Raw genomic sequence first — 24190 nt, 5'->3', positions numbered from 1 at the left:
ATCGACCGGGCTCAATCGCAAAGCCAAGGCCGAACTGGTTCAGCTCGGTGGCACGGAGAAACCCTGCGGGGCCTCACCACGTCGGTGCCTGACCCACATGGTTTCGTATGCGGTTTCAATATGGCGTGTGAGCCGCGGGGTATCGAACGGGGCGTGCGTCCTGCGGTGCTCTGCCAACCGGACCCTGAGGCCCTGCAGTGCATCCGGCGACCGCACCAGCGCCAGCGCTTGGGCCTCGTAGGCCTCCAGGCTGTATGTCACCAGCTCAGGCAAGCCCAGCGCATGCAGCAGGCTGCCTGCCACGCGGCCCGGGAAAGTGGGGCCCATGCACGTCAGCACCGGCAGGCCGGCCCATAGCGCGTCGCTTGCGGTCGTGTGTGCATTGCAGGGTAGCGTGTCCAGGAACAGATCGGCCTGCTCGTGTCGGGCGAGGTGCTGCTCCAGCGGCAGCCTTCCGGCGAAGACGATCCGGTGAGGATCCATGGCGCGATGCTGCGCCTCGCGCCGGAGGTTCTCGACGGCCGCAGCGTTGTCCTCCAGCAGCCACAGCACGCTGCCATCCACCGCACCCAAGAGCCGCATCCAGACATCGAAGACGTCGGGCGTGATCTTGAAACTGTTGTTGAAGCAGCAGAAAACGAAGCCCTGTTCGGGCAAGCCAAGATCGGCGCGGCTCCGCACGATATTCGGAACGGTTCGCGTCGTGTCGTTGGCCTGGTAGGAATCCGGCAGATAGACGACCTGCTCCGTGTGCTGCGTTCGGTGCTCCGGCGGGACGACATGCACGTCCGCAAGCAGGTAGTCCACCCAGGGGCTGCCAAGCGTTCCGGGAAAGCCCAGGTAGTTGACCTGGATCGGTGCCGGCCTGAGAGCCAGCACGCCAGGCCGGGCAAAGCCAAAGTACCCGCTGAGATCGACGAGGATGTCGACCCCGCGGCGTCGGATCGCTACCGCGGCATCGGCGTCCGTCAGGCGGGAGATATCGACGATCTCGTCGAACACGGCCGAGAGTCGCCGGCGGATCGCGCTGCCGTCGTCGAAACCGTTGTCGAAAGCGAACTGCCGGAAGCGATTGCGGTCGCTGAGCTCGAAGAACTGTGCCATCAGCAGTGATGTCGCCTGGTGGCGGAATTCGCCGGAGAGGTAGCCAATCCGGATCCTGCCGTCCGTCACCGGTGCGGTGGGTGGTAACGAGACGGGTCTCGTTGGCCGGTAGTCCGCACTGTAGGTTTCGGCGCAGCGCCGCAGGTCGTCAGCAGAACGCGCAAGGCTCAGGTAACCGAAGGGCTCGATCGCCTTCTTGCCGTGGCGCACGTCGGCGTCGACGACGTCCCGGAGTGCGGCCAGCCCGCGCCAGTCGCAGCTCAGCATCTTCGCGTGGAGCAACTTGCCCTTCGCGAACGGGTAGTCGGGCGCCAGAGCGACCAGCCTCTCGAACGAGCGGACCGCGTCCGCCGGCCGCTTCAAGTCCTGCAGGGCAACGCCCTGGTTGTGCAGCCCGTCCGCAAGATCGGGGCGCAACTCGACGGCGCGGTTGTAGCTGGCCAGTGCGCGCTCGGGTCGCCTCAGGTCCGACCATGCGTTGCCACGGTTGTTCAGCGCCTCGGCATCGTCCGGGTTGATCTCGAGCACGCGGTCGTAGCTGGCGACCGCTTCCTTCGTGCGTTTGAGGCCCTGGAGCGCCAGCCCCTGGTTGTAGAGAGCATCGACAAAATCCGGCTTCAGCCGCAACGCACACTCGTAGCACGCCAGTGCCTCGGCAGCCCGACCGAGCTGCAACAGTGCATTGCCGCGTCGGTAGTGCGCCTCGCCATGATTCGGCTCTCGTTCCAGCACACGGTCGAAGCTGAACAGAGCCTCTTCGAACCGCTTCAAGCTCAGCAGCGCAAGGCCTCGCTCGAAGTTCAGAGCGAACCTGCCCGGCTCGAGCACCAAGGCACGGTCGAAGCTCTCGAGCGCGCCCTGAGGCTCGCTGTTCGCGAGTTGTCGCTTGCCCTCCTGGGCCAAGCGCCTCACCTGCGAACCCGTCGCCAAGGTGCGAAGCAGCGCCAAGAGGATCGCCGTGCTGGCGACACCCGCAGCCCAGAAAAGCGCGGCCCGATCGGTCATCGGCGTGCCAGCACGCTCGGCTCGCCCGGCCGAGCACTAGAGCTCACCGCGCTCCTCGGCAATGATCTGCCGGCGCTGCAGGTCGAGTTCGCGCAGCCGCGCTTCGAGCACCGAGGCTTCGATGAAGTCACTGCCGGTCGCCGTGCGCGCGAGCTTCTGCGCGGCGCGCAGCCGCTCCACCGCCCCCTGCACGTCGCCGAGTGCGGCGCGGGATTCGGCTTCGGCGCGCACCGCGCGCAGCCGCTGACCCTGGCGTTCCCACAGTTGCGCGGCACTGCTCCAGGCCAGCGCGTCCTGGCGGTGCACCGCCACCCAGGTCTGCAGGCGCTCGACCGCGGCGCGCTGCGCATCGGCTGCGCTGCCGGGCAGCAGCGCGCGCTGGGCCTGCGCCAGCAGCAGCGTGCGTGACTGCTGGCCGCCCGGCGCGGCCAGCAGCGTGTCGAGCAGGGCGCTGGCGCGCACCACGTCGCCGCGCACCAGCAGGCCTTGCAGTGTGAGCTGCGCCACGGCATTCGAGGCGTCCCGGTCGGCTTCGGCCAGTGGCCGTGCGGCCGCCAGCGCGGCATCGGCGCGCGCGAAGTCGCGCCGCAGCACCGAGGCCAGCGCGCTGCCGTACAGCGCGCCGAGCCTGTCGGCCGGCGTGGCGGCGGCGAGGGCGCGCTCGCTGTCGAAGTCCTGCACGCGCTGCAGCGCGGCATCGCGCGGGTCCATCAGCACGCGCGCGCGCGCCTGCATCAGGACGTGCAGCAGCGGCCGCGGCGGCAGCGCGGCGGCCGACACGCCGAGGCGTGAGCGTGCCTCGCCGATGCGCTCGGTGGTCAGCGGGTGGCTGCGCAGGTAGGGGTAGTTCTGGTTGTCGTTGAGGCGCGAGGCCTGCAACAGCTTCTCGAACATCGCGGGCATGCCGGCCGGCGAGTAGCCGGCGCCGGTGAGCACGTTGAAGCCCACGCGGTCGGCTTCGCGCTCGGCTTCGCGCGAATAGTTCAGCTGCCCCTGCACCGCCACGGCCTGGCCGCCGGTGATCAGGGCATTCGCCGCCTCGGGGCTGCGGCTCGCCGCGATGATGCCGAGGATCAGCCCGGCAATGCCGATCATCGAGGTGGTCTTGCTGGCACCCACGCTGCGCGCGATGTGGCGCTGCGTCACGTGCGACAGCTCGTGCGCCAGCACCGACGCCAGCTCGTCGGGCGTTGCCGTGATGGCGATCAGCCCCAGGTGCACACCGACATAGCCCCCCGGCAGCGCGAACGCGTTCACCGTGCGGTCGCGCACGAGGAACATCTCCCACGCGAAACGCTCGTCGAGCTCGACGGGAATGTTGCCGTGCTCGCGCGACGACAGGAGCAGCGCGGCCCACATCGTCTGCATGTACTCGAGCAACACCGGGTCGTCGAGGTAGTCCGCGTCGCGCCGGATGTCGCGCATGATGCGGTCGCCGATGCGCCGCTCGTTGGCCACCGAGATGTCGTCGGACGCGCTGTCGCCGAGGGCGGGCAGGTTGTTGCGGGAGCCGGGATTCCCCTGCGCCAGTGCCGCCGGCGCGAGGCTCTGCGCTGCCAGCGCGAGACTCAGCGCCAGCGACAACGCGCGGGACGGGCGCCAGCGGCTAGAAGCCATCGAATGGGGCATAACCCACCAGCCCACCGCTGTCCGCGTCGAACAACGCCACCCAATCGGTCCGGCGCGCCAGCACCGGCAGGTATTTCAGGCGCTCGGCACTGCGGCCCGTCGCGTCCACGTACTGCTGCAGTTCGGCCAAGCGTGCGGTGTGATGCTTCTGCAGTTCGGACAGCGGTTTGGCGCCCTGGAGCAAGGCGGCTTTCGCCTCGGATGCCGGCTGCCAGAATTCCGGGCGCTTGCCCACGTCTTCGCCCTGCAAGGCGCGATCGATCGCCTCCAGCTTCTCATCGGCACGCGGCGCCCGCGTGGTCACGATCTGCACGCCCCACAGTGGCAGTCGCTGCCATTCGGCCGGCGCTTTCGCGAGATCGGCGGCGTCCAGATCGATCGCGCGGACGACGCGCAGGCGATTCTTCTCCAGCGCCAGCACGACCGGCCGCGCCTCGTAGACGGTGTGCAGGCCGTACAGCAAACCACCCAGCTGCAGCAGCGCCACGACGGCCAAGTCACGCCGCAGTTCGCGCCAGGGCTTGCGCCGGTCGAACACCGCGAAGGTGATCAGCGGGCCCAGCACGACGTCGACCGAAACGACGAGGAAGAACAACTCGCGTCCGCCCGAGATCTCGCGGAACGGCGTCGGGTACCAGAGCCCGAACACCAGTGCCGCGGCCAGCGCCGCGACCAGCGCGCTCAAGCCAAGGTGGATGCCGGCGGCGCGCAGCCGGGGGCCGAGCGCGAAGCCCCGTGCCGGCGCGGGCGGCGGTGAGGCGGGGTCGGGTGGGGTGGCGGGGAGGGTCTGTTCCATCGGGGCGGATCGGCGGCGGGCCATGACTGTGACATCGGCATGGCGGCGCAGTTCAGCAAAGCGTGCGTCTATGATGCCGCAGCCTTGTTTCCCATTGTTGCTGCAGCCATGAGCGTCACCCCCAAGTCATCTTCGCCGTCCGACGGGCTCACCCACTTCGACGCGCAAGGCCAGGCCCACATGGTCGACGTGTCCGCCAAGGCGGCGACACACCGGGTGGCGGTGGCCGAGGGCTGGATCCGCATGCAAGCGGCCACGCTGCAAGTCATCGCCCAGGGCAGCGCCAAGAAGGGCGACGTGATCGGCATTGCGCGCATCGCCGCCATCCAGGCCGCCAAGCGCACGGCCGAACTGATACCGCTGTGCCACCCGCTGCCGCTGACGCGCGTGGCGGCCGCGTTCGAGATCGACGCTGCCGGCTCGCGCATTGCCTGCCGCGTGACAGCCGAGACGCTGGGGGCCACCGGCGTGGAGATGGAAGCACTGACCGCGGTGCAGATCGGCCTGCTGACCATCTACGACATGTGCAAGGCCATCGACCGCGGCATGGTGATCGAGGGCGTGCGGTTGCTCGAGAAGCATGGCGGGAAGTCGGGCTCGTTCATCGCTGACACCGCGACGTGAACCCAGCCGCCTGAGACGCCGGTTCACGCCGCTCAGGGCTCCAGATCGCGCCATGTCAGCGCCACCGGCGCGGCCTCGCATTGGAACGGCGGCGCCGGGTTGTCCGCCGTGCAGTCCTTGAAATACTCTTGCGCGTCCTCGCGCCGGAACTCGCGCAGGCGCTGAGCCGCGTACAGCGCTTCGGCCTGGCGTCCGTTGACTCGCAAGGCCTCGATGTAGGCGATCAGCAAGCGCACGTCGACCAGCTGGTGCAGCGGCCGGCGAAAGCTGGCGAGGGTCTGGTCTTTGGGCTCGTTGGTCACGGCGGCATAGTCGGCGTGGTGGCCGAACAGCAGGCTCTCGCGACCCTCGGCGATGCGCTGCGCCAGCGGGCTGGCGCCGGCCGGCGGCGCGAAGATGACCTCGACACGGTGATGGTCCCAGGCGGCATAGGCGGCACCGACGATCATCAGGGCACCGGCGCCGCGCAAAAGGCGGGCCGACCATCGCGCCACAGCGGCGGCCCGGCTCGGTGGGGCGGCGAGGGGAGCGGCCGGCCCGCCCGCCGGCGCCGACCCGAGAAACACGCCCAGCGCCCAGGCCGCCGGCAGCAGGAAGTAGGCGTACCACAGCGGGTATTCGAGCAGGCTGTGCACACCCAGCACCGCCAGCATCACGAAGGCCGCGCGCGCCGGATGGCCCGGCTGTTCGCCCGCCGCCCGCCAGGCGCCACGCGCGCGCCACAGCGCCCAGCCGAACAGGCCCAGCACCAAAGCCGTGGCCGGCAGGCCGATCTCGACCGCCAGTTGCAGCGGCAGGTTGTGCGTGTGGTCGAAGAAGGCGACCGGCCGGTCCGGAAAGGGCGTGAAGGTCCATGCGAAATTGAAGTTGCCCCAGCCCACGCCCGTCCATGGGTTCTGCGCCACCAGCACCAGCGCATTGCACCAGATGGCGAAGCGCGAGCTGCTGATGTCACTGTGCGACTGCAGCCGCTCGACCGCATAGAAGTGTGCGTGCTGCCATTCGGCGTACTCCGCCAGACCGGCCCAGCAGACGAGGTAGACCAGCGGCGTCAGCGCGAGCGCCCAGCGCGCGGCGCGCGGCAGCGAGCGGTCGACCACCGCCCACAGCAGCAGCACGCCGAGCGACAGCGCGCCGGTGCGCGAGGCGCTCAGCGCCACCGCCAGCACCATCGCGAAGAGCGACGCGGCGGCCCACGGCGCGCGCAGGCGACCGGCCTGCCACAGCCAAGCGGTCATGACCATCGCGCACAACAGCGCGGTGGCCAAATGGTTGGGTTGGCGCATGTTGCCGATGGCGCGGCCGGCCGCACCCGTGGCCGCCACGAGCCAGCCGTCGGCCAGCGACGGCGCGAAATACTGCACCAGTGCCACGACCACGCACGCGAGCCCGGCGATCAGCCAACTCCAAGCCAAGCTTGACACGGTGCCCACGCCGTTGCGGAACGTCGCGGCAAGGACAGCGAGGCAAGCACCGAACTCCAGCGCTGCGGCGCCCTGGCCACGGCCTAACTGCAGCGCGGCACAGGCTTCGCACAGTGTGAGTGCCGACGCAGCAGCCAACAGCGAGGACCGTTCGCCGAGCCACAGCCCACGGCCGGCACGAACCGCAACAATTTCCGACAGCAGCCACAAACCCCAGCCGAACACCGCCACCGCCTGGTTGTAGAACACCGAGTCCGGCACCGCCGCTCGGGCCAGCAGTAGCGGCAGGCACACGGCCAGCAAGGCGCACAGAGTTGAACCGAGAGTCGGCGGAGCAGGAACCGTGGGCTTCATAGAGAGGATGGGAACTGGGAACAGCAGCGTCGCGTCGGATTAGACGCGATGCGGCGGCTGCCGTGATCGACCCGGCTTCAGCACGCCGACAGGCCGGCGCGAGCGGTAGTTTGGCGCGCAATCGCCAGCCAGCGAGCTGTGGCGAGCCGCTATGCTGCACGCGCAGCGTGGATTGCCGCGCAGTGTGAGAGGCGAGGAGACGCATGGGATTGATCGGAAGTGTGCTGCGCAGCCTGAAGCGTGGCCCAAGTGCCCGGCGGCGCTGGGCACCGGCCGGGGTCCGCGAACTGATCGCGCGGGGTCAGATTGCGGCGGCGGCGGCGGCTGTCGACACGCTGCTCGAAACGACGCCTCAGCGCGAGCTGATCGCACTGTGCCTCAAGGGCGAGGTCGCCTTCCACGAACGACGGGACGCCGAGGCCGAGGCCCTGTTCCGCGAGGTACTGGCACAGGCACCTGGGCTGCCCGACGCGCACTATGGCCTGTCCCTGGTGATGGCGGAACAGGGCAAGGACGATCTGGCCGTGAGGCACGCACAGTTTGCGGCGAACAACGGCACCGAAGCCTGCTTCAGCGCCCAGCTCGGCCTGTGCCATGTGCGTCGTGGCAGCCATGTGCTGGCCACTGCAGAGTTGGAACGTGCCACGCGGCTCGATCCGCATGACAAGGCCTCATGGAACAACCTTGGCATCGCTTCGCGTGCGCGGCGAGACGTCATCGGCGCGCGCGCGGCCTTCCGCCGTGCGCTCGAACTCGACCCGAACTTCATGAGCGCGCGCAGTAACCTGGAGTTGCTGGAGGAAGATGCCGCCGAGCACGCTGCCTCAGGGACCAATCAACCCGGCGACGAAGTCGAGGCAGCGGACGCGCTCGACGAGCGGCTTACAGGGGTCCGCGCCCTTCGCGAGCAGGGCGAACTCTTGAAGGCGGCCGATGCGCTCGAACGCATCAGCCTCGAACATCCAGACGATGGCTCGCTAGCGATCGAGTTGTTCCGTCTGTACCGCGACCAAGGGGACGCGCAGAGCGGCATCGACGCACTGCGGGCTTTCACGGCACACCATCCCGAAGACTGGAACGTCGTGTCCGCGTTGGGACAAGCCCTGGTCAAGGAGCGTGAATTCAAGCAAGCCAAGCCGCTGGTGGAGGCAGCGCTGGAGCGATTTCCCGACGATGTCGCAGTGTTACTGGCCATGGCCGACATCCGTGAAGAGCAGGACCGCTACATCGACGCGGGCGCGTTGGTCGACCGCGTCTACGAACTCGATCCCAGCCTGAACAACAAAGGGCGGCTGATTGCGAGCCTGACCGCACGCTGCAAGTACGAGCGGGCCCTCGAGCTTATGAACGAAATGCTGCAGGAGCAGCCTGGCACCGAGGAGGAGCTGCTGTCGCTGCGCGTCTACGCCCTCACGCAGACTGGTCGCCACGATGAGGCCCTGCCCATCCTCGACCGCGCGATCACCGAACAGCCACAAGAGCCGCTGCGGCGCTGGCCGCGGGCGACCATCCACTTGCTGCACGAGCGCTATGCCGAAGGCTGGGACGACTATGCATTTCGCACGCTCAGTTCGAGCAAGCACCTGCGCATGCTGCCGTTCCCGCTGTGGCAGGGCGAATCCCTGGAGGGCAAGACCATCTTGCTGATGGCCGAGCAGGGTCTGGGCGACCAAGTGATGTTCGCCTCCTGCCTGCCAGACCTGCTGGCGCTGAAGCCGAAGCGTGTGATCGTCGAAGTCATCGACCGCGTTGCACCCACCGTGGTGCGCTCCTTCCCCCAATGCGAGATCGTGTCGACAGGCCAGGACGCCGGATTCGACTGGGTCACCGGGCTAGGGGTGGTGGATTGCTTCTTGCCAATGGGCGATCTGCCTCGGCGCTTCAGGCGCAGCCATGCGGACTTCCCAGCGCACAGCGGTTACTTGCGGGCCGACCCCGAGCGCGTGGCGTACTGGCGCGGCAAACTGGCCGAACTCGGGCCGGGGCCGCACATCGGTCTGTCCTGGCGCGGTGGAAGCGAGGCGACGCGACGCGTGGTGCGCACGATGGATATCGGGCAGCTCGCGCCCCTCACCCGCGCGCGTGCGGCCAATTGGGTCTGTCTGCAATACGGTGATGTCAGCGCAGACCTGGCGAAAGCCCGGGCCGCCGGGATAACCCTGCACTATTGGCCCGAGTCGATCAAGGTGCTGGACGACTTCGCAGCCCTGATCACAGCGCTGGATCTCGTGATCACCGTTTGCAACACCACCGTGCATTACGCTGGCGCGCTGGCGCGGCCCGTCTGGATCATGGCGCCGAAGATCCCCGAGTGGCGCTACGGCATGCATTCAAAGATATTGCCCTGGTACCCCAGTTCGCGCATCTACCGCCAACCCGAGGCCGAGAACTGGCAGGGCGTGCTCGACACGTTACAACGCCGGCTCGTCGATTGGCAGCCACAGGCGTGACGCATTGCGCGAGTTCCGCTCGCACAACCGTCATGCACTGACGAATCCCGTCACTCCAGTCAAGGCATGGCCTTTGCGCCGACGGGCCATCGGAACTGCGACGGACCACGGCATGAAGAGATCGCTGCAACAGGGCTTCACACTCATCGAACTGATGATCGTCGTCGCCATCATCGGCATCCTGGCCGCAGTTGCGCTACCGGCTTATCAGGACTACACCGTACGCGCCCGCGTGACGGAACTGATCCTCGGTGCCTCGGGGGCCCGCGCTGTGATCACCGAGCATTGCCAGCAGGCCAACACGTGCGCAGGCCTGAGCACGGCGACCATCGTGATCGCCTCGACGAAATACATCTCGGCTGCAGACATTGCGGACGCGGGTGTCATCTCGGTGTCCGGCAAGGATGCGATTGGAACGACCGGCGCGGTGACCGTAACGCTCACGCCCAGTTGGAACGGCAACACGGCCGACTGGAGCTGTACCGGTGGCCCGCTGCGCTTCATGCCTGCGACCTGTCGCGGCTGAAGCCCGCGGCCAGATTGCAAAGCGAGTGGCGTTTCGGCGCCGCACTCCCTGTATCGCTCCTGCTCAACGTGCTGGGGTATAAAGCTGGCATATAGCACGCTGCCGAGACCTGACAAGTTCGTCGTGCTGCGGCACATTTCCGAGAGAATCGCCGTGAAGCCGTGAAGCACTGCACACCAGGTTCGCGAGTTGTGACAGTTCCTGTCAACCGGTCGACGGCATGGCGCTTGCGTCGGCGACTGACAAATACGCATGCTGCACAGAGGAGCAATTGAATGAAGAAATCTCTACAACAAGGCTTCACGCTCATCGAACTGATGATCGTGGTCGCCATCATCGGCATCCTGGCTGCGGTCGCGCTGCCGGCCTACCAAGACTACACGGTGCGCGCCCGCGTGTCGGAACTGATTCTCGGCGCCTCGTCTGCGCGCACGTCGATCACCGAGCATTGCCAGAACAGCAATAGCTGCGGTGGCCTGAACACAGCAGCGATCGTCATCCCCGCGACCAAGTACATCTCCGCGTCAGCCGTCACGGGTGGTGGTGTCGTCTCGATTCACTCGAAGGCCGCTGTCGGCACGACCGGCGATGTGTCGGTGGTCCTGACCCCGAGCTGGACCGGCACGACAGCCGACTGGAGCTGCACCGGTGGCCCGCTGCGCTTCATGCCCGCGACCTGTCGCGGCTGATCAGCAGCGCTCCAGGGCAAACCTCAAGAGGCGCTCCGGCACCTCTTATTTTTTTATGAACCCTAGCGCGAAGCGAACGGCGGTGGAGGCGACCTTGCCGCGGTACTCCGTCCCGGGTTGGCACCATGTGTCGTACTGTGGCGCCATTCGTGGCGGGTACCAATCGCTGCCCGTGACGCTATGCACAACCGGCTTTCAAGTTGTGACGAAACTTGTCAGAAGCAGCACGGCATGCGGTTTGCAGTAGTGAACTCGCGAATCCGCCCCCCTTTGCAAAGGAGCAATTGAATGAAGAAATCTCTACAACAAGGCTTCACGCTCATCGAACTGATGATCGTGGTCGCCATCATCGGCATCCTGGCTGCGGTCGCACTGCCGGCCTACCAGGACTACACGGTGCGCGCCCGCGTGTCGGAACTGATTCTCGGCGCCTCGTCGGCGCGCACGTCGATCACCGAGCATTGCCAGAACAACAACAGCTGCGGTGGCCTGAACACGGCAGCGATCGTCATCCCCGTGACCAAGTACATCTCCGCGTCAGCCGTCACGGGCGGTGGTGTCGTCTCGATTCACTCGACGCCGGCTGTCGGCACGACCGGCGATGTGTCGGTGGTCCTGACCCCGAGCTGGACCGGCACGACAGCCGACTGGAGCTGCACCGGTGGCCCGCTGCGCTTCATGCCCGCGACCTGTCGCGGCTGATCAGCAGCGCTCCAGGGCAAACCTCAAGAGGCGCTTCGGCGCCTCTTGTTTTTTGGGCACACTCCCACTGTCGAACAAACGCTGACCTTATGGGACTGTTCTCCACCTTCACTTCAGATTCGCCAGTGGCAGTTTTCGCCAAATCGTTGGCGCACGACATCGGCAAGCGTTATCCCCCTGCACTGGATCAGCAGCCGGGCAAACGGCCTTCAGTCAACCGATTAACCCGGATTATGGAAGACGCCTGCAAGAAGGCCGTAACTTACCAAACCGAGCATCACCTGGGCTGGCTGGGCAAAGCCAAGTTCGGCAACAGCTTCCGCTGGGAGCTGGCCGAGATGGGGTACCAGAAGGATTTCGTGGACTTTGCGACCGAGGCCGTGGTCGTGCACATGAGCCGCAAGTCCATCAATGCTTGAGAACCACGACATCGATAAAGCGTGGCCTTCAAACCAGTGCAACGCGGAGTTCTTCGAGGTCAATGGCAATGTCGGCATCAATCACGCGTTGCCCCTGCTGAGTGCCGGTCGGTGTCCCTTCAAGGCGGACAAACCGATGCTCGCACGCGGCAGCGAGTGCATCAAAGTACAGATCACCGCCGCCGGCAACGAGGTGACGACTGTAGAACACCACTATCAGCGCTCCCGCAGGTGCGTAGACCATGTTTGTTAAGGCAGCTCCGGTCGGGCCGACAATGTGGCTAGCGCTGGAAAACAAGTTGATCTGCTCCCGCACACCCAAGCGCTCTGGATGCACAATTTCAAAACCTAGCGATTCCAGCAGCGCCTGTACCGCCTCTTCGTTAACGACACGGCGGCGAACTGCCCCTTGACGCGAAAGATAGAGTTTGCGGCCCGCGATCGACGGCACTCCTGCCACCGCCCTCCGCAAGCGCTCGCGATGCCAGCGAGGCAGGATCGGGTCGATCCAGCGACCACCCAAAACAAGGCGCGACGGTACGATCGCCTGTCGCAACAACACCGGCTGCTCAGGCTTAACGCGAATCAGACGATCGAGCGAATAGCCAAGCAACGCAAACTGTTCGAGCTGAAAAGGTGCGAGGTCGTCGTTGACAACGAGGCGTAAGCCCCTCCCCTGGCCAAGCGTATCGGCCACGGCCAGCGACCCCAGGAAGTCGACGGTCTGGTGGTAGTACTGCGCCATGCCACCGATCAGTAACGCGGGTTCATCGATCACGGGCAGTTGCTTCGGCAAGCGCAACTCAGCATATCGCTTACTGCCCATAAGGATCGGAGACAGAGGCTCTTCGGCTTGCAAGCGCAGTCGATGCATCATAAATCCGTCGAGCGCCGCCGCGCCGCCGGCGAGCACTGGGATCCACTGGAAGGATGGAAATACGGAGACGTCGGTCAATTCGGCCACCATCGGACGATGGCCTGGCCGGCCGTCCTGCCCCAAGCGATGCAAGCTCGCACCTGAGCGCTCACACCAATCTAGCATACGAACCCAGGGCACGGCAACGTCGCGCGCCTCTCGCGGGCAGGGATTTGCGCCCTGGTAGTGCGCCCGCGCCTCCACCGCCAGCGCATCGACCTGATAGAGCGCGCACGCGAACTCCATCTTGTCAGCCGATGTCACGTCGGGGATTGCAGAGAGCTTGGCCGACGCGATCTTCAGTTCGGCCGCCGGCGCAGTGCGGTTGCCGTAGTGCGCGCGAATGAAGGCATTGACGAGTGCCGTGTAAGCAGTAGCCGGCGCACCACCATCAAGGTAGACCAGCTTGCGCCGGTACTCCAGCTCCTGAGCAGGCTGTTGTCGCAGTTGGTGGACGTCAGCCAGCGCGCGCCAGATGCGTCGGTCCATTGAGTGCTGAGCTTCGGCCTGTACCAGAAGCGCCAGAGCATGCTCGAAGTCACCCTGCACAAGGGCCACGCGCGCTAGCAGCAGGCGGGTCTCGACCAACACTGCAGCCCCGATAAACGGGCGGAGGCATTCTTCGGCGGCATAGATCTGACCGCCCTTGAGCAAGACTACCGCCTCGTCGACAGCGTGTTGCTCTGCAGCCAGCGTCACATCGGCTCGCGGAGCCACTATCTGTGGCGGAAGTGGCACGGGGTCCAGTTCGTCGGCCAAACCCAGCAATCGACACAGTATGCTTTTGATCTGTAGAACCATAGGAAGTCCGCCCTGAGCGCGTTCAGAAGAATCAGTTGTCAGAGGAGCCGAAGTGATTGTCAGCGCGAACGCCCGGGTGAGTCCTGGCGCGATTGTTCATGAAGATGCCCGTCTTGCCGAGAACGTAGAGATCGGACCGTTCTCTATCGTGCACGCTGGCGTCGATATCGGCGCAGGCTCGCGTATTGACGCCTACTGTGAACTTGGCGTTCCGAGTCCTCTGGCCTGCGGCGCTACGCTCAAGATCGGCGCGGGCTCTACGATCAGGTCGCATTCGGTGTTCTACGCGGGTTCCCAGTTCGGAGACGAGTTGGAGACCGGGCACCATGTCACAGTTCGTGAACATACACAGGCCGGCCCGGGCCTACGGCTCGGTACCCTGGCAGACGTTCAGGGCGACTGCACATTCGGCGAATATGTACGGCTGCATTCTGGTGTGTTTGTGGCCAAGGGTTCGCGCATTGGCCACTTCGTCTGGCTGATGCCCTACGTGATGCTCACCAACGACCCGACACCGCCCAGCAACGTTCGTATTGGTTGCGTGATCGACGACTATGCGGTTGTCGCGGCGCGCGCGGTGATCATGCCCGGCGTTCGCATCGGAACTCATGCACTAGTTGCGGCCGGAGCCTGCGTAACGCACGACGTTGCGGAAGGCATGCTGGTCGCTGGCGTGCCAGCCCGCTTGATTGGTCGCGCCGATCGCGTCCGCCTTCGGGACGCACCGGACCATGCGGCCTATCCGTGGACCAATCATTTCACCCGCGGTTACCCAGCCGAAGCACGTAGCCGCTGGCCACATCCGCCGCAACGGGAGTACTAATGCCGCTCGACGATTGCCGCCTCCTGCAACTGCCGAAGGTCGAAGACCGTCGCGGCAACCTTACGTTCATCGAGGGAAATCGCCACGTGCCGTTCGCGATCGAGCGGGTGTACTACCTATACGACGTACCTGGCGGGGCGGAACGCGGGGGCCACGCCCACAAAAATCTGCATCAGTTCCTTGTGGCGATGTCTGGCTCCTTTGATGTCAAGCTCGACGATGGCCACCGCAAGGCAACCTTCCACCTCAACCGCAGCTACTCTGGTCTCTACCTGAGCCCGATGATCTGGCGAGAGATCGACAATTTTTCATCGGCATCGGTATGCATGGTTCTTGCCTCGGCTCGGTATGCCGAGGACGAATACGTGCGCGAGTATGACGAGTTCCTGCGCCTGACACGATGAGCGCGCCGTATGTACCATTTCTCGATCTGCAGGCTATCAATGCACGATTCGCTGAGGGTTTTGCCCAGGCGCTGACGCGCGTACAGGCGCGCGGACTTTGGGTGCTAGGGCCAGAGACCCAGTCCTTTGAGGACGAATTCGCTCAGTACTGCGGCTGCGCCAAGGCCGTCAGTGTGGCCAACGGACTGGACGCCCTGGAGCTCGTGCTCAGAGCCTGGGGTATCGGTCCTGGCGACGAAGTGATCGTGCCTAGGCACACCTTTATCGCCACTTGGCTGGCAGTTAGCCTAGTTGGGGCAACAGTGGTACCGGTGCGATGCGACGATCGAACCCACACAATTGACGTCGAAGCCATTGAAGCCGCAATCACCCGGCGCACGCGGGCGGTGGTGCCGGTTCACCTTTATGGCCGGCCCGCGCCGATGCATCGGATACTCGGCCTAGGCCGTCGGTACGGCCTCAAGGTCTTGGAGGACGCTGCACAGGCTCACGGTGCACGTCTGAACGGAGTACGAGTTGGAAGCCTGGGAGACGCTGCCGCCTTTAGCTTCTACCCGGCCAAGAACCTCGGCGCACTTGGGGATGGCGGTGCAGTGACTACAAACGACGACGCACTCGCAGCGGAGTTGAGACTGCTGCGCAACTATGGTTCCAGTCAACGCTACGTTCACGAGCGCGTAGGTCGCAATAGCAGGCTCGACGAGTTGCAGGCTGCCTTTTTGAGCGTCAAACTGCCGCAATTGGATGCCGACAACGAGCGCCGTGCGCGAATCGCAGCGTGCTATTCGCGTCAACTATCGGACTTGCCCGCACTCCAACTCCCCGCCGACGTGCCAGCCGGCATGGAAGCCGTTTGGCATTTGTATGTTGTAAGGCACCCGCAGCGCGACCGTCTGGCAGATCAACTGAGGGCAGTGGGAATAGATACCCACGTTCACTACCCCAGGCCACCCGATCTGCAAGCTGCATACGCTGGACAATCATGGCCGTCTAAAGGATCTGATCAAAAGACGGATACCCACAACGAGGTCTTGAGTCTACCGATAGGCCCCACGCTAACGGATGCCACCGTTTCACGGGTGATCAACGAAGTCCGTGCTGCCGTTCTGGCGCTTGCATGAAAGCTTCCGTACTCAAAGCGCAGCGCGTATTTGTACAGTAGAGATTGGGCGAAGCTTTCGGCTGAATTCGTTGAATCGACTGAAGGTTTGGCGATCTCCAGTCTCTCAAACTCAGTCCAGATGGCAGGATGCGCCGTGAAGAACATCGAGACGTTGATCGACGATGGCGGAGACATCACGGTCGGTGCGCTTGTGCCGTTCGGCTGCGTGGCAACTGCGACAGATGGCAACACATGCCTCGCCATGCTCGTGTAACGAGACGGCGAAACGTAAGCGTCCGGCTAATCTTACTGTGTCACTAAAATCATGGCACTATATGCCCTCTTCATTCTTCACATGAGGACCGATGGGTGCAAGCGAACGGTTTGACCAGTACATGGAGCACTTGTCCGCGGGGCTGGGGCATCTGGACCGTCACGCAGGACTCAAGGGCTACTGCACAGGGTTGATGCTGCCACTGGCCCGCAAGAGCGTCGAGCCGATGGCTGCGAGGGTTGATCCGATGCACGCCAGCGCGCGCCATCAAGCCCTGCATCACTTCGTGGCCAAGGCCGAATGGTCCGATTCGGAGATGCTGCGCCGGGTCTGTCAGTGGGTCGTGCCGCAGATGGACTTCAGCCGGGGCGGCTGGTGGATCATCGACGACACGGGCTTCCCGAAGAAGGGCAAGCACTCCGTGGGCGTGGCCCGGCAATACTGCGGAATGCTGGGCAAGCAGGACAACTGCCAGGTCGCGGTGAGCGTGTCGCTGGCATGCGCCCAAGGCAGCGTTCCAGTGGCCTGGCAACTCTACCTGCCCGAGGAGTGGGCCGCAGACCCGGTGCGACGGCAAGGGGCTGGCGTGCCCGAGGAGTTGCGCTTCGCCACGAAGACGCAGATCGCGCTGGCGCAGCTGCGCGCCTTGCTGGCCGAGGGAGCACCGCACCACTGTGTGTTGGCCGACGCCGGTTATGGCGTGGACACCGCCTTCCGCCAGGCGCTGAGCGCCATGGGGCTGCCGTACGCCGTGGGCGCGTGACCTCGGCGGTCGTGGTCTGGCCCCCCGGGGTCGAGCCGCTGGCGCCCAAGCCCTACAGCGGCACGGGCCGCCCACCGGTGATGCCGCGGCGCACCGCCCGGCTCCAACCGATGAGTGTCAAGGCGCTGGCCCTGTCGTTGCCGGCGCAGGCGTTCCATGCGATCAGTTGGCGCGAGGGCACCAATGAGACGCTCAGCGGACGTTTTGCGGCGCTGCGCGTGCGGCACGCCGGCGGCAATGCCGGCAAGGCGCGGCTGCGCCCCCTGGAGTGGCTGCTCATCGAGTGGTCCGCGCATGAGCAAGAGCCGAGCAAGTACGTCTTGTCCACGCTCCCCGAAGACACGCCGATCAACGAACTGGTCGCCGCCGCCCATCAGCGCTGGCGCATCGAGCGCGACTACCAGGATCTGAAGCAGGACTTCGGGCTGGGGCACTACGAGGGCCGCGGCTGGCGTGGGTTCCACCACCATGCCACCCTCAGCATCGCGGCCTACGGGTTCCTGATGGCCGAGCGACTCATCGCCGACAAGCCGGTCGGCGGCAAAAAAAACTTCATCGCACGCCAAGTGCCTGCCCTTCCCGAGGATTACCTCCCCCGCGGCAGTCCTGCGCGCGCAGCGGCACGTAGCTCATTCGATCACGACACTGCGCCAGCGGCTCAGCTACGCACTGATCGCCCGCCTCGGGCAGTGCCCTTGCTGCGGCCGAGCAAGCGCTAAGCTACTCTTGTGACACAGTAAGACTAAGGAAGGTCTGCACAACGCGACGCGCTGCGCAGTTTGAAGTGACGTGACGACGATGCCGCATCGAAGCCCTCGATCTGCTGCTTTCGGCGGCTCGTTTGAGCCTCCCTGCAGGCGCTTTCGGCGCCTCGCGTGCCCGCTGCGGGCCTCGCAGCCGCACTCATCCCTGCGCTCCCATCAGTTGGCGTCGCGCCATCCACAGGTTGCTCAGCGCGAACAGCGTGACGATCTGCGCGGTGTTCTTCTTCAGCCCTCGGTAGCGCACCTTGGTGTAGCCGAACTGGCGCTTCAGAACCCGGAACGGATGCTCGACCTTGGCCCGGATGCTGGCCTTCATCTTCTCCACCCGCTCGACCACGAAGTCGGCCTGGATGAAGTGGTTGAGCAACTTGCGTTTGCCCGGGCGCATGGCCACATGCCAGGTCGGACCGGCCGCCTCGGGCCGCTTGTGCACGCCCTGGTAGCCAGCGTCGCCGAACGCCGCTTCCTCGTCTCCGTGCAGCAGCGCGCCAGCCATGTTCAGGTCGTTGACGTTGGCCGGCGTCGTGGCCACCGTGTGCACCAGCCCAGAGTGGGCATCGACTCCGATGTGCGCCTTCATGCCGAAGTACCAGTTGTTGCCCTTCTGGGTCGACTTCATCTCCGGGTCGCGCTCGCCCTCGGCGTTCTTGGTCGAGCTGGGTGCCGAGATCAGCGTGGCGTCCACCGCCGTGCCGCTGCGCAGCATCAGGCCACGGTGCTGCAGCAGGTCGTTGACGACGCGCAGCATGTCCACCGCCAGGTCGTGCTTCTCCAGCAGGTGGTGGAACCGCAGGATGGTGGTCTCGTCGGGCAGCCGGGCGGTGGCGCCGTCGAGCTTGGCGAACTCGCGGTACAGCGGCACGTCGTGCAACGCTTCTTCCATCGCCGGATCACTCAGGCCGAACCACTGCTGCAGGTAGTGGATGCGCAGCATGGTCTCGATGCCGAACGGCGGGCGCCCGGTCTTGGCCTTGGGGTAGTGGGGTGCGACGATCTGCACCAGCACCGCCCACGGCACGACTCGCTCCATGTCCTCCAGGAACTCGCGCTTGCGCGTCTTCTTGGTCGACAGATTCAGACCCAATCCAAGCTGCTTCATGCTCGCTCCGCGCTTGCTGTTCATGCCTTCACGTCATGCAAGATTCGGGCAAGTTATGCAGACGTTCCCTAACCCATCTTGAATAGGGCCGGCGCTCCGGCAAGGATGGTGTCCACCAAGGAGGTTAGGTGGACACCAATGAAGACGCCAAGCGGCGGCCCCGCCGTCGACACGATGCGGAGCTGAAGCGACGGGTGCTTGCCGAGTGCGCGGTGCCCGGTGCGTCGGTCGCCCAGGTCGCGCTGAGCCACGGGCTCAACGCCAACCTCGTGCACAAGTGGAGACGCACCGCGGGTGCTCGCCCCATGCCGGCGGCGGCCTTCGTGCCGGTGGCCGTAGCGGCCACAGCGACGCTCGAGCCCGAAGCGTTCGCCGAGATCGAATTGCAGCGCGGCGCGCTCACCGTTCGAGTGCGTTGGCCGATGCGATCGGCAAGCTCATGTGCGGTCTGGCTGCGCGCGAGGCTCCTATGGCAGCGGCGCCAGATCAAGATGGGATGGCTGGTCGCTTACAGCGCATCGGCGACGCTGGCGTGATCACGCTGCTGTAGCGCGTCCATTGCGGCATCTGCCAATAGTGCAGGTGAGCGCCTGCCGGCACGATCACGCTCCGTGATCACCGACGACCTCGAAACGCTGGAACCCGAGCAACTGCGCGAGAAGCTGCGGGCCTCGCGCGCCGAGGTCGCGTTCAAGCAGGCCGTCATCGACAAGCTCACGCACGAGAACGCGGTCCTTAAGCGACTGAAGTTCGCCGCCACGAGCGAGGCCTACAGCGCCGAGCAGAAGAGCCTGCTGGAGGAGACGCTCGACAGCGACTTGGCGGCGGTGGCCGCAGAGGTCGAGGCCCTGCAAACGGCGGGCAGGGCCGCCGGCGAGAAGCACGTTCCCAAGCGCGAGAAGCTGCCGGCGAACCTGCCGCGCCGCGAGATCCGCCACGAGCCCGAGGAGACGACCTGCGGCTGCGGCACACCGATGCGGCGCATCGGCGAGGACGTCGCCGAGAAGCTGGACTACCAGCCCGGCGTGTTCACGGTGGAGCGTCACATCCGCGGCAAGTGGGTGTGCAAGTGCTGCGAGAAGATCGTGCAGGCACCCGTCGCGCCGCACGTCATCGACAAGGGGCTGCCGACCACAGGCTTGCTCGCACAGGTGCTGGTGGCCAAGTACCTCGACCACCTGCCGCTGTACCGCCAGGAAGCGATCTTCGAGCGCGCCGGGCATCTGATCGCCCGCTCGACGCTGGCGCAGTGGGTCGGCGAGTGCGGCGTGCAGTTGCAGCCGCTGGTGGATGCGCTGGCCGCAGAGCTGCTGCGCCAGCCGGTACTGCATGCCGACGAGACACCAGTGGCCATGCTCAAGCCCGCGAACCTGAGGGATGGCAAGACGCACCGCGCGTACCTGTGGAGCTACTGCACCACGCCGTTCAACCCGCTCCAGGCCGTCGTCTTCGACTTCGCCGACAGCCGAGGTGACCAGCATGTACGCGCCTTCCTCGGGCTGCCAGGAACGCCGGACCAGCGCGGCTGGCAGGGCAAGCTCGTCACCGACGACTTCAGCGGCTACAAGGCCTGCTTCGAGCTCGGCGTGACCGAGGTCGGCTGCATGGCGCATGCGCGGCGCAAGTTCCACGAGCTGTGGGCCAACCACGGCAGTCAGGTCGGCGAGCAGGCGCTGAAGTTCTTCGGCGAGTTGTACGACGTCGAGAGGGATGTGGCAGACGCCGATAGCCGCACGAGACTCGACGCACGACGACGATCACGGCCCGTGGCCGATGCGTTGCATCAGTGGATGCTGCAGCAGCGCCAGAAGATCCCGGACGGCTCGGCCACCGCCCGGGCGATCGACTACAGCCTCAAGCGTTGGGTGGCGCTCACGCGCTACCTGAACGACGGCGATCTGCCGATCGACAACAATTGGGTGGAGAACCGCATCCGGCCGATCGCGCTCGGACGGCAGAACTGGTTGTTCGCCGGATCACTGCGCGCGGGCAAGCGGGCCGCTGCCGTGATGAGCCTGATCCAGTCGGCCAAGCTCAACGGGCACGACCCGTATGCCTACATGCGCGACGTGCTCGAGCGGCTGCCGACGCAGCCCGCCAGCCGGATCGCCGAACTCCTGCCGCATCGCTGGCGGCCGACCGCGTCGGTCTGACCTCCTCGCCCATCGTCAAGATGGGTTGGCCGGACGCTTACGGCGAAACGCTCGGTGCGCTTCTGAAACGCCTGGACAGGGCCATCGCCCTTGCCTGGTCCAACGAGGTCTACACCGACGAGGTCAAGGGGCCTGCCTAACCGCCTTGACATCGATCGGCGAGCTGACAAGGTGGCGTGACCAGACGCTTACGACCACGCCGAGGGCGAGTGTCGACGTTCAACACTTGAACGACACACTGCAGCGGCGCAGCGCGCTTGCAGAACCGCCATCAGCTCGCCGCGGACCGCCCGTGCACGATTGGCAGGGGAGCCATTCCAGGGCTCTTGTTTCCACTGCCCACGTGTCGCTCCAGCGTTCATCGGGTGCTACGGCAAACCACCAGTTCAGGCCAACGCTCAGGCTAACGGCTTCTCCCCTACAACACGCATGTCTCTGGGTTCGCGCAGCTTGAACTGCGCCGGCTCTTGGCGAACGTTGATGAAGCCAACGCTTTCCATCAGCCGCTTGAGACTTTCAGGCGTGTATCCCCAGCGGTGGATCATGTACGGATCCTTCCAAGCCGGATCCCCGTAGAAAACCCACATCGTCCGTTGCCCCTCCTTCGTCGGCAGCGCTGCGCGCTCTGGGTCTTTGAGGAACGCCTCGCAAGCGCTGATGAGGTTCGGACACTCCAGAATCATTTGCCCTCCTGGCTTGAGCACCCTAAGCCATTCGCAAAGAATGGCTTCAATCTCCCATCTCCAGAAGTGCTCGACGACATGCACCGCAAGTATCTCGTCGGCGAAGCTCGATTCAAAGACACTCAAATCGTGGAGATCGCATAGAACATCAGGTGTCTGGCCAGCGCGCGCTGCAACGACATCGACGTTCAGATAGCCCGCGAGGATTTTGTCTCCACAGCCAAGGTTCAACCTTACAGGCGCCCGCTGCGGTAGCGGAATCTCGGTGTGCGGCACTGGAAGGTACTGACTGGTCCGTCCTCCAGTCGCTGGCTTATCTCCGATCGCGACTGCTTCAGTTAACGCGGCCTGCCATGCGTGGCCTATCGTACCGAGGCTGCAACTGGCGATCGCTGCACCCTGTCCCAATGTCAACGCCCGCAACGCGGCCTCCGGACGCTGCAGATGACCTCGCAGCGCCGAAAGCGGCGTGTCGGTCAGCATGACGAACTCTGCAAACGGCTTGTAAGCGACAAGAGGCGAAGCAATTACGTAACGCCCTGCATGCAGGGCGTCAGTCAGTCGATTGCTGGTCTTCACCGCCTTCGTTGGATCGGTCAGGTCAGCTGGAATTAGCACCACATCGGCATCCCGAACCACCGACCATTGCGTTTCCTCGTCCCATGGCACCAACTCCATCGAAGCCCTGGGACCATACTGGCGATTGAATTTGATCACCTGAGCCTCGATGGCCTCCTGAGGCCGCGTGACCACCCACAGAATAAAGGGGAACTCCTCAGAGATGGACACGATCTGCTCGGCCCAATCGCGCATGGCGGGCCAATTTTGACCATCGCCGTACCAAACGAGTTGGAGCCGCTTAGCACCCCTGCTAGATAGCAGTCCGCCAATAATCCGCGAGAGCCCGGTGGGACTGCGAAAGACGCGGGGCTCTCCACGCGGCGAACCGATTGGGTCACCGATCACACGGACAGGCCGATCAGTATGTCGCCGCACGGCGGCACCCATGGCATCGGAACCGACGACGCAAATATCTACCCCGCTCGCGAGGCACCGCCAGTAGAGCCCAAGTGTCGGGTGATCGAAATGATCGTCGTTGAAGTCGGCCAGGACGGCAACGCCCTGGCGCCGAGCCGCGTCGATTTGGCCGAGAACATGCTCGCCGATTCGCTTACGCATCTGCGCATCACCGCCGAAAGGCGGCAACTTCGCAACGACAACGGCGTCGGGTAGATCACCGGCATCGACCATCCACCGGTGCTGATCAATGAAGTGAACACGGTGCCCGTTACTGGACAACCATCCTGCGGGCAGCGCAGCGCGATAGCGATTGGATGCCAAATTGGAGCGGTAAACGCCTTCGTCAGAACCCCTGACCCCTTCAGCGATCCAGTGAATATGCATTCCGCTCGAGGGCGATTGAACTGGCAGCGGCTCACTCATCGCCGTTGATCCACCTTCAGCATCGCTTCCCGTACCGCGAACCATTCACCTGCATACTCACAGGAGGCATACTCATTAAAGTACGGGCCGCCAATCGTGAAATGCGCGTTGCTCGCCGTCGGGTCCGGCGCGTCATAGCCCACCAGATGGTTCCATCCGTGCGGCAGCTCGCCGATCAGGTCGTCATTCGCCAGCCATTTGAACTGGTGCAGCTCAAGGCCGGTCGCGGTGTTCACGAACTCGGGTGTCAGTGCCTTGCACTTCGCGTTGTTGAAGAGCATCACGCTCGACCAGTTCTTCTTGCCGTAGGCCGTTTGCGGCTGGTCGAGGAACTTGGTGGTTTCGGCCGGCCGGTGGTCGTGCTTGACGCACATCACCGCGTAGCGGTCGTCGCGAAGCGCCCAGAGCTTGGCGATGTCGTCGCGCATGAGCATGTCGCAGTCCATGAACAGCGACCAGCCCTCATAGGCACTCAGGTAGGGCGTGAGGAAGCGCGTGAACGAGAAGTCGGTGGACTGCAGGGCGGTGGGTTCGCGCCAGAACACGCTCTTCAGGTTACCCAGGGCCAACGGCGTGATGCTTACCGGCTGCGAAGCACGGGCCAGGATGCTGTGCGAGAGCACATGCCACGCGGCAGTTTCGCGCGCGTCAAAGCCGATGAATACTCGAATCATGCTTGCGGTGGTGTCGCGCCGGGCCGGGCCGGAAACTCATTGAATAGCTGGCGATAGTACGGCGTCGTGTACATGCTCAATGCGATGGCCACGTCCAGCACTCCGCAGCTGATGAGAAACAATTCCGGCCACGGAAGCCAGTAATCCGACTTTAGCAGCAGGTCCACGGTCCAACCGACGTTGAGCGCGGCCGTCACCGCCACGATCTCACGCCCGCGACGCCACAGCAGGCGAGCCCAGGCGCCCGCAGTGGGCTGCCGGTAGAAGGCTGCGAAGGCCAGCAGCACGACGGGCACTTCCATGCCCAGGGCGACCCACGGAACGCCCCCATCGCCGAGCAGCAGGACGGACGACCCTTCGCGCCGAGCCGACACGACGATCAACAGCAGCAGCACCCAGTGCCGCGCCAGCAGCGCCAGCGCGACCCACAGCAGGCTCGGGATGCGCAGCACGCCGTGATGGTCGATCTGAAACGCAGCGTCGTGAGGTGAAGAGTTGTCGGCCATGAAGGTCGCCCGCTTTGAAATGGCTTCGACAGAGAGCCCTGGTTCAGCAAAGATGCATTGCGC

Annotated in this window: 20 protein-coding genes and 1 pseudogene; 12 read left to right on the top strand and 9 right to left on the bottom strand. The window is 65.0% G+C overall.

The genetic code is table 11. The annotated features are described in order from the left end of the window. Nucleotides 1–39 precede the first annotated feature (39 nt). From ACQY9S_RS17060 to tfpZ, 3 genes are read right to left on the bottom strand one after another with little or no spacing between them, the layout of a single operon-like run. Nucleotides 40–2109, bottom strand: coding sequence for a tetratricopeptide repeat protein (locus tag ACQY9S_RS17060; protein ID WP_428421281.1), 2070 nt, complete (start codon nucleotides 2107–2109; stop codon nucleotides 40–42). 36 nt (nucleotides 2110–2145) lie between these two features. Then, the gene (locus ACQY9S_RS17055) at nucleotides 2146–3726 is read right to left on the bottom strand and encodes a M48 family metalloprotease (protein ID WP_428421279.1); all 1581 of its coding nucleotides are present in this window, start codon (nucleotides 3724–3726) and stop codon (nucleotides 2146–2148) included. Further along, a complete protein-coding gene (tfpZ, locus tag ACQY9S_RS17050; protein ID WP_428421278.1) occupies nucleotides 3716–4534 on the bottom strand; it encodes a TfpX/TfpZ family type IV pilin accessory protein in 819 nt (272 codons plus the stop codon). The genes ACQY9S_RS17055 and tfpZ overlap by 11 nt, the downstream gene beginning before the upstream one ends. Before the next feature lie 108 nt (nucleotides 4535–4642). Between tfpZ and moaC the strand changes: the two genes are divergently transcribed. After that, nucleotides 4643–5158: a cyclic pyranopterin monophosphate synthase MoaC gene (gene moaC / locus ACQY9S_RS17045; protein ID WP_428421276.1), complete on the top strand. Its 516-nt coding sequence runs from the start codon at nucleotides 4643–4645 to the stop codon at nucleotides 5156–5158. A 32-nt stretch (nucleotides 5159–5190) separates the two neighbouring features. Here the strand turns inward: moaC and ACQY9S_RS17040 are convergent, their stop codons facing one another. Continuing rightward, nucleotides 5191–6876 carry a Wzy polymerase domain-containing protein gene (locus tag ACQY9S_RS17040; RefSeq protein WP_428425792.1) on the bottom strand — a complete coding sequence of 562 codons (1686 nt, stop codon included), beginning with the start codon at nucleotides 6874–6876 and terminating at the stop codon, nucleotides 5191–5193. 263 nt (nucleotides 6877–7139) lie between these two features. On the opposite strand from ACQY9S_RS17040, the gene ACQY9S_RS17035 reads away from it, so the two are divergent. The 5 genes from ACQY9S_RS17035 (at nucleotide 7140) to ACQY9S_RS17015 (ending at nucleotide 11722) form a co-directional block, all read left to right on the top strand. Further along, complete coding sequence (locus ACQY9S_RS17035; protein WP_428421275.1) at nucleotides 7140–9386, top strand: tetratricopeptide repeat protein; 2247 nt, start codon at nucleotides 7140–7142, stop codon at nucleotides 9384–9386. A 112-nt stretch (nucleotides 9387–9498) separates the two neighbouring features. Further along, complete coding sequence (locus ACQY9S_RS17030) at nucleotides 9499–9912, top strand: pilin (protein WP_428421273.1); 414 nt, start codon at nucleotides 9499–9501, stop codon at nucleotides 9910–9912. Nucleotides 9913–10187: 275 nt separating this feature from the next. Further along, nucleotides 10188–10601: a pilin gene (locus ACQY9S_RS17025; RefSeq protein ID WP_428421272.1), complete on the top strand. Its 414-nt coding sequence runs from the start codon at nucleotides 10188–10190 to the stop codon at nucleotides 10599–10601. 288 nt (nucleotides 10602–10889) lie between these two features. Continuing rightward, entirely contained in the window at nucleotides 10890–11303 is a 414-nt protein-coding gene (locus ACQY9S_RS17020) for a pilin (protein WP_428421271.1), read from the top strand. An 89-nt stretch (nucleotides 11304–11392) separates the two neighbouring features. Then, nucleotides 11393–11722, top strand: coding sequence for a hypothetical protein (locus ACQY9S_RS17015; protein WP_428421269.1), 330 nt, complete (start codon nucleotides 11393–11395; stop codon nucleotides 11720–11722). A gap of 28 nt (nucleotides 11723–11750) precedes the next feature. On the opposite strand, the gene ACQY9S_RS17010 is transcribed toward ACQY9S_RS17015, so the two are convergent. After that, nucleotides 11751–13439 carry a glycosyltransferase 61 family protein gene (locus tag ACQY9S_RS17010; protein ID WP_428421268.1) on the bottom strand — a complete coding sequence of 563 codons (1689 nt, stop codon included), beginning with the start codon at nucleotides 13437–13439 and terminating at the stop codon, nucleotides 11751–11753. A gap of 52 nt (nucleotides 13440–13491) precedes the next feature. On the opposite strand from ACQY9S_RS17010, the gene ACQY9S_RS17005 reads away from it, so the two are divergent. The 4 genes and pseudogenes from ACQY9S_RS17005 (at nucleotide 13492) to ACQY9S_RS16990 (ending at nucleotide 17524) form a co-directional block, all read left to right on the top strand. After that, the gene (locus ACQY9S_RS17005; RefSeq protein WP_428421267.1) at nucleotides 13492–14262 is read left to right on the top strand and encodes an acyltransferase; all 771 of its coding nucleotides are present in this window, start codon (nucleotides 13492–13494) and stop codon (nucleotides 14260–14262) included. Continuing rightward, nucleotides 14262–14666 carry a sugar 3,4-ketoisomerase gene (locus tag ACQY9S_RS17000; RefSeq protein ID WP_428421265.1) on the top strand — a complete coding sequence of 135 codons (405 nt, stop codon included), beginning with the start codon at nucleotides 14262–14264 and terminating at the stop codon, nucleotides 14664–14666. The genes ACQY9S_RS17005 and ACQY9S_RS17000 overlap by 1 nt, the downstream gene beginning before the upstream one ends. After that, a complete protein-coding gene (locus tag ACQY9S_RS16995; RefSeq protein ID WP_428421264.1) occupies nucleotides 14663–15787 on the top strand; it encodes a DegT/DnrJ/EryC1/StrS family aminotransferase in 1125 nt (374 codons plus the stop codon). The genes ACQY9S_RS17000 and ACQY9S_RS16995 overlap by 4 nt, the downstream gene beginning before the upstream one ends. A 346-nt stretch (nucleotides 15788–16133) precedes the next feature. Next, nucleotides 16134–17524 (top strand): annotated as a pseudogene (locus ACQY9S_RS16990) (IS701 family transposase). A gap of 184 nt (nucleotides 17525–17708) precedes the next feature. On the opposite strand, the gene ACQY9S_RS16985 reads toward ACQY9S_RS16990, so the two are convergent. Beyond that, entirely contained in the window at nucleotides 17709–18668 is a 960-nt protein-coding gene (locus ACQY9S_RS16985; RefSeq protein WP_428425790.1) for an IS5 family transposase, read from the bottom strand. A gap of 128 nt (nucleotides 18669–18796) precedes the next feature. On the opposite strand from ACQY9S_RS16985, the gene tnpA reads away from it, so the two are divergent. Together tnpA and tnpC are read left to right on the top strand one after the other, a co-directional pair. Beyond that, nucleotides 18797–19204 (top strand): IS66-like element accessory protein TnpA, encoded by a 408-nt coding sequence (tnpA, locus tag ACQY9S_RS16980; RefSeq protein ID WP_428421262.1) that lies wholly within the window; start codon nucleotides 18797–18799, stop codon nucleotides 19202–19204. Between the two features lie 75 nt (nucleotides 19205–19279). Beyond that, complete coding sequence (gene tnpC, locus ACQY9S_RS16975) at nucleotides 19280–20821, top strand: IS66 family transposase (RefSeq protein WP_428421261.1); 1542 nt, start codon at nucleotides 19280–19282, stop codon at nucleotides 20819–20821. Nucleotides 20822–21219: 398 nt separating this feature from the next. Here the strand turns inward: tnpC and ACQY9S_RS16970 are convergent, their stop codons facing one another. From ACQY9S_RS16970 to ACQY9S_RS16960, 3 genes are read right to left on the bottom strand one after another with little or no spacing between them, the layout of a single operon-like run. Beyond that, the gene (locus ACQY9S_RS16970) at nucleotides 21220–22947 is read right to left on the bottom strand and encodes a class I SAM-dependent methyltransferase (RefSeq protein ID WP_428421259.1); all 1728 of its coding nucleotides are present in this window, start codon (nucleotides 22945–22947) and stop codon (nucleotides 21220–21222) included. Then, nucleotides 22944–23621, bottom strand: coding sequence for a glycosyltransferase (locus ACQY9S_RS16965; protein WP_428421257.1), 678 nt, complete (start codon nucleotides 23619–23621; stop codon nucleotides 22944–22946). Before ACQY9S_RS16965 ends, ACQY9S_RS16970 begins: the two co-directional genes overlap by 4 nt. After that, nucleotides 23618–24127, bottom strand: a complete 510-nt coding sequence (locus ACQY9S_RS16960; RefSeq protein WP_428421256.1) for a DUF2919 family protein — start codon at nucleotides 24125–24127, stop codon at nucleotides 23618–23620. Before ACQY9S_RS16960 ends, ACQY9S_RS16965 begins: the two co-directional genes overlap by 4 nt. Nucleotides 24128–24190 lie beyond the last annotated feature (63 nt).

The organism is Methylibium sp. (genome assembly GCF_965279545.1).
GTDB lineage: Bacteria > Pseudomonadota > Gammaproteobacteria > Burkholderiales > Burkholderiaceae_C > Methylibium.
Note: the sequence above shows the minus strand (reverse complement) of the source record. Positions and strands in the feature narration are given on the sequence as shown.

Coding starts and splice junctions, on each gene's coding strand:
- ACQY9S_RS16965 (WP_428421257.1), bottom strand. CDS start 23,621: ATGATTCGAGTATTCATCGGCTTTGACGCGCGCGAAACTGCCGCGTGG.
- ACQY9S_RS17055 (WP_428421279.1), bottom strand. CDS start 3,726: ATGGCTTCTAGCCGCTGGCGCCCGTCCCGCGCGTTGTCGCTGGCGCTG.
- ACQY9S_RS17020 (WP_428421271.1), top strand. CDS start 10,890: ATGAAGAAATCTCTACAACAAGGCTTCACGCTCATCGAACTGATGATC.
- ACQY9S_RS16995 (WP_428421264.1), top strand. CDS start 14,663: ATGAGCGCGCCGTATGTACCATTTCTCGATCTGCAGGCTATCAATGCA.
- ACQY9S_RS17015 (WP_428421269.1), top strand. CDS start 11,393: ATGGGACTGTTCTCCACCTTCACTTCAGATTCGCCAGTGGCAGTTTTC.
- ACQY9S_RS16985 (WP_428425790.1), bottom strand. CDS start 18,668: ATGAAGCAGCTTGGATTGGGTCTGAATCTGTCGACCAAGAAGACGCGC.
- tfpZ (WP_428421278.1), bottom strand. CDS start 4,534: ATGGAACAGACCCTCCCCGCCACCCCACCCGACCCCGCCTCACCGCCG.
- ACQY9S_RS16960 (WP_428421256.1), bottom strand. CDS start 24,127: ATGGCCGACAACTCTTCACCTCACGACGCTGCGTTTCAGATCGACCAT.
- ACQY9S_RS16970 (WP_428421259.1), bottom strand. CDS start 22,947: ATGAGTGAGCCGCTGCCAGTTCAATCGCCCTCGAGCGGAATGCATATT.
- ACQY9S_RS17010 (WP_428421268.1), bottom strand. CDS start 13,439: ATGGTTCTACAGATCAAAAGCATACTGTGTCGATTGCTGGGTTTGGCC.
- ACQY9S_RS17025 (WP_428421272.1), top strand. CDS start 10,188: ATGAAGAAATCTCTACAACAAGGCTTCACGCTCATCGAACTGATGATC.
- moaC (WP_428421276.1), top strand. CDS start 4,643: ATGAGCGTCACCCCCAAGTCATCTTCGCCGTCCGACGGGCTCACCCAC.
- ACQY9S_RS17035 (WP_428421275.1), top strand. CDS start 7,140: ATGGGATTGATCGGAAGTGTGCTGCGCAGCCTGAAGCGTGGCCCAAGT.
- ACQY9S_RS17030 (WP_428421273.1), top strand. CDS start 9,499: ATGAAGAGATCGCTGCAACAGGGCTTCACACTCATCGAACTGATGATC.
- ACQY9S_RS17000 (WP_428421265.1), top strand. CDS start 14,262: ATGCCGCTCGACGATTGCCGCCTCCTGCAACTGCCGAAGGTCGAAGAC.
- ACQY9S_RS17060 (WP_428421281.1), bottom strand. CDS start 2,109: ATGACCGATCGGGCCGCGCTTTTCTGGGCTGCGGGTGTCGCCAGCACG.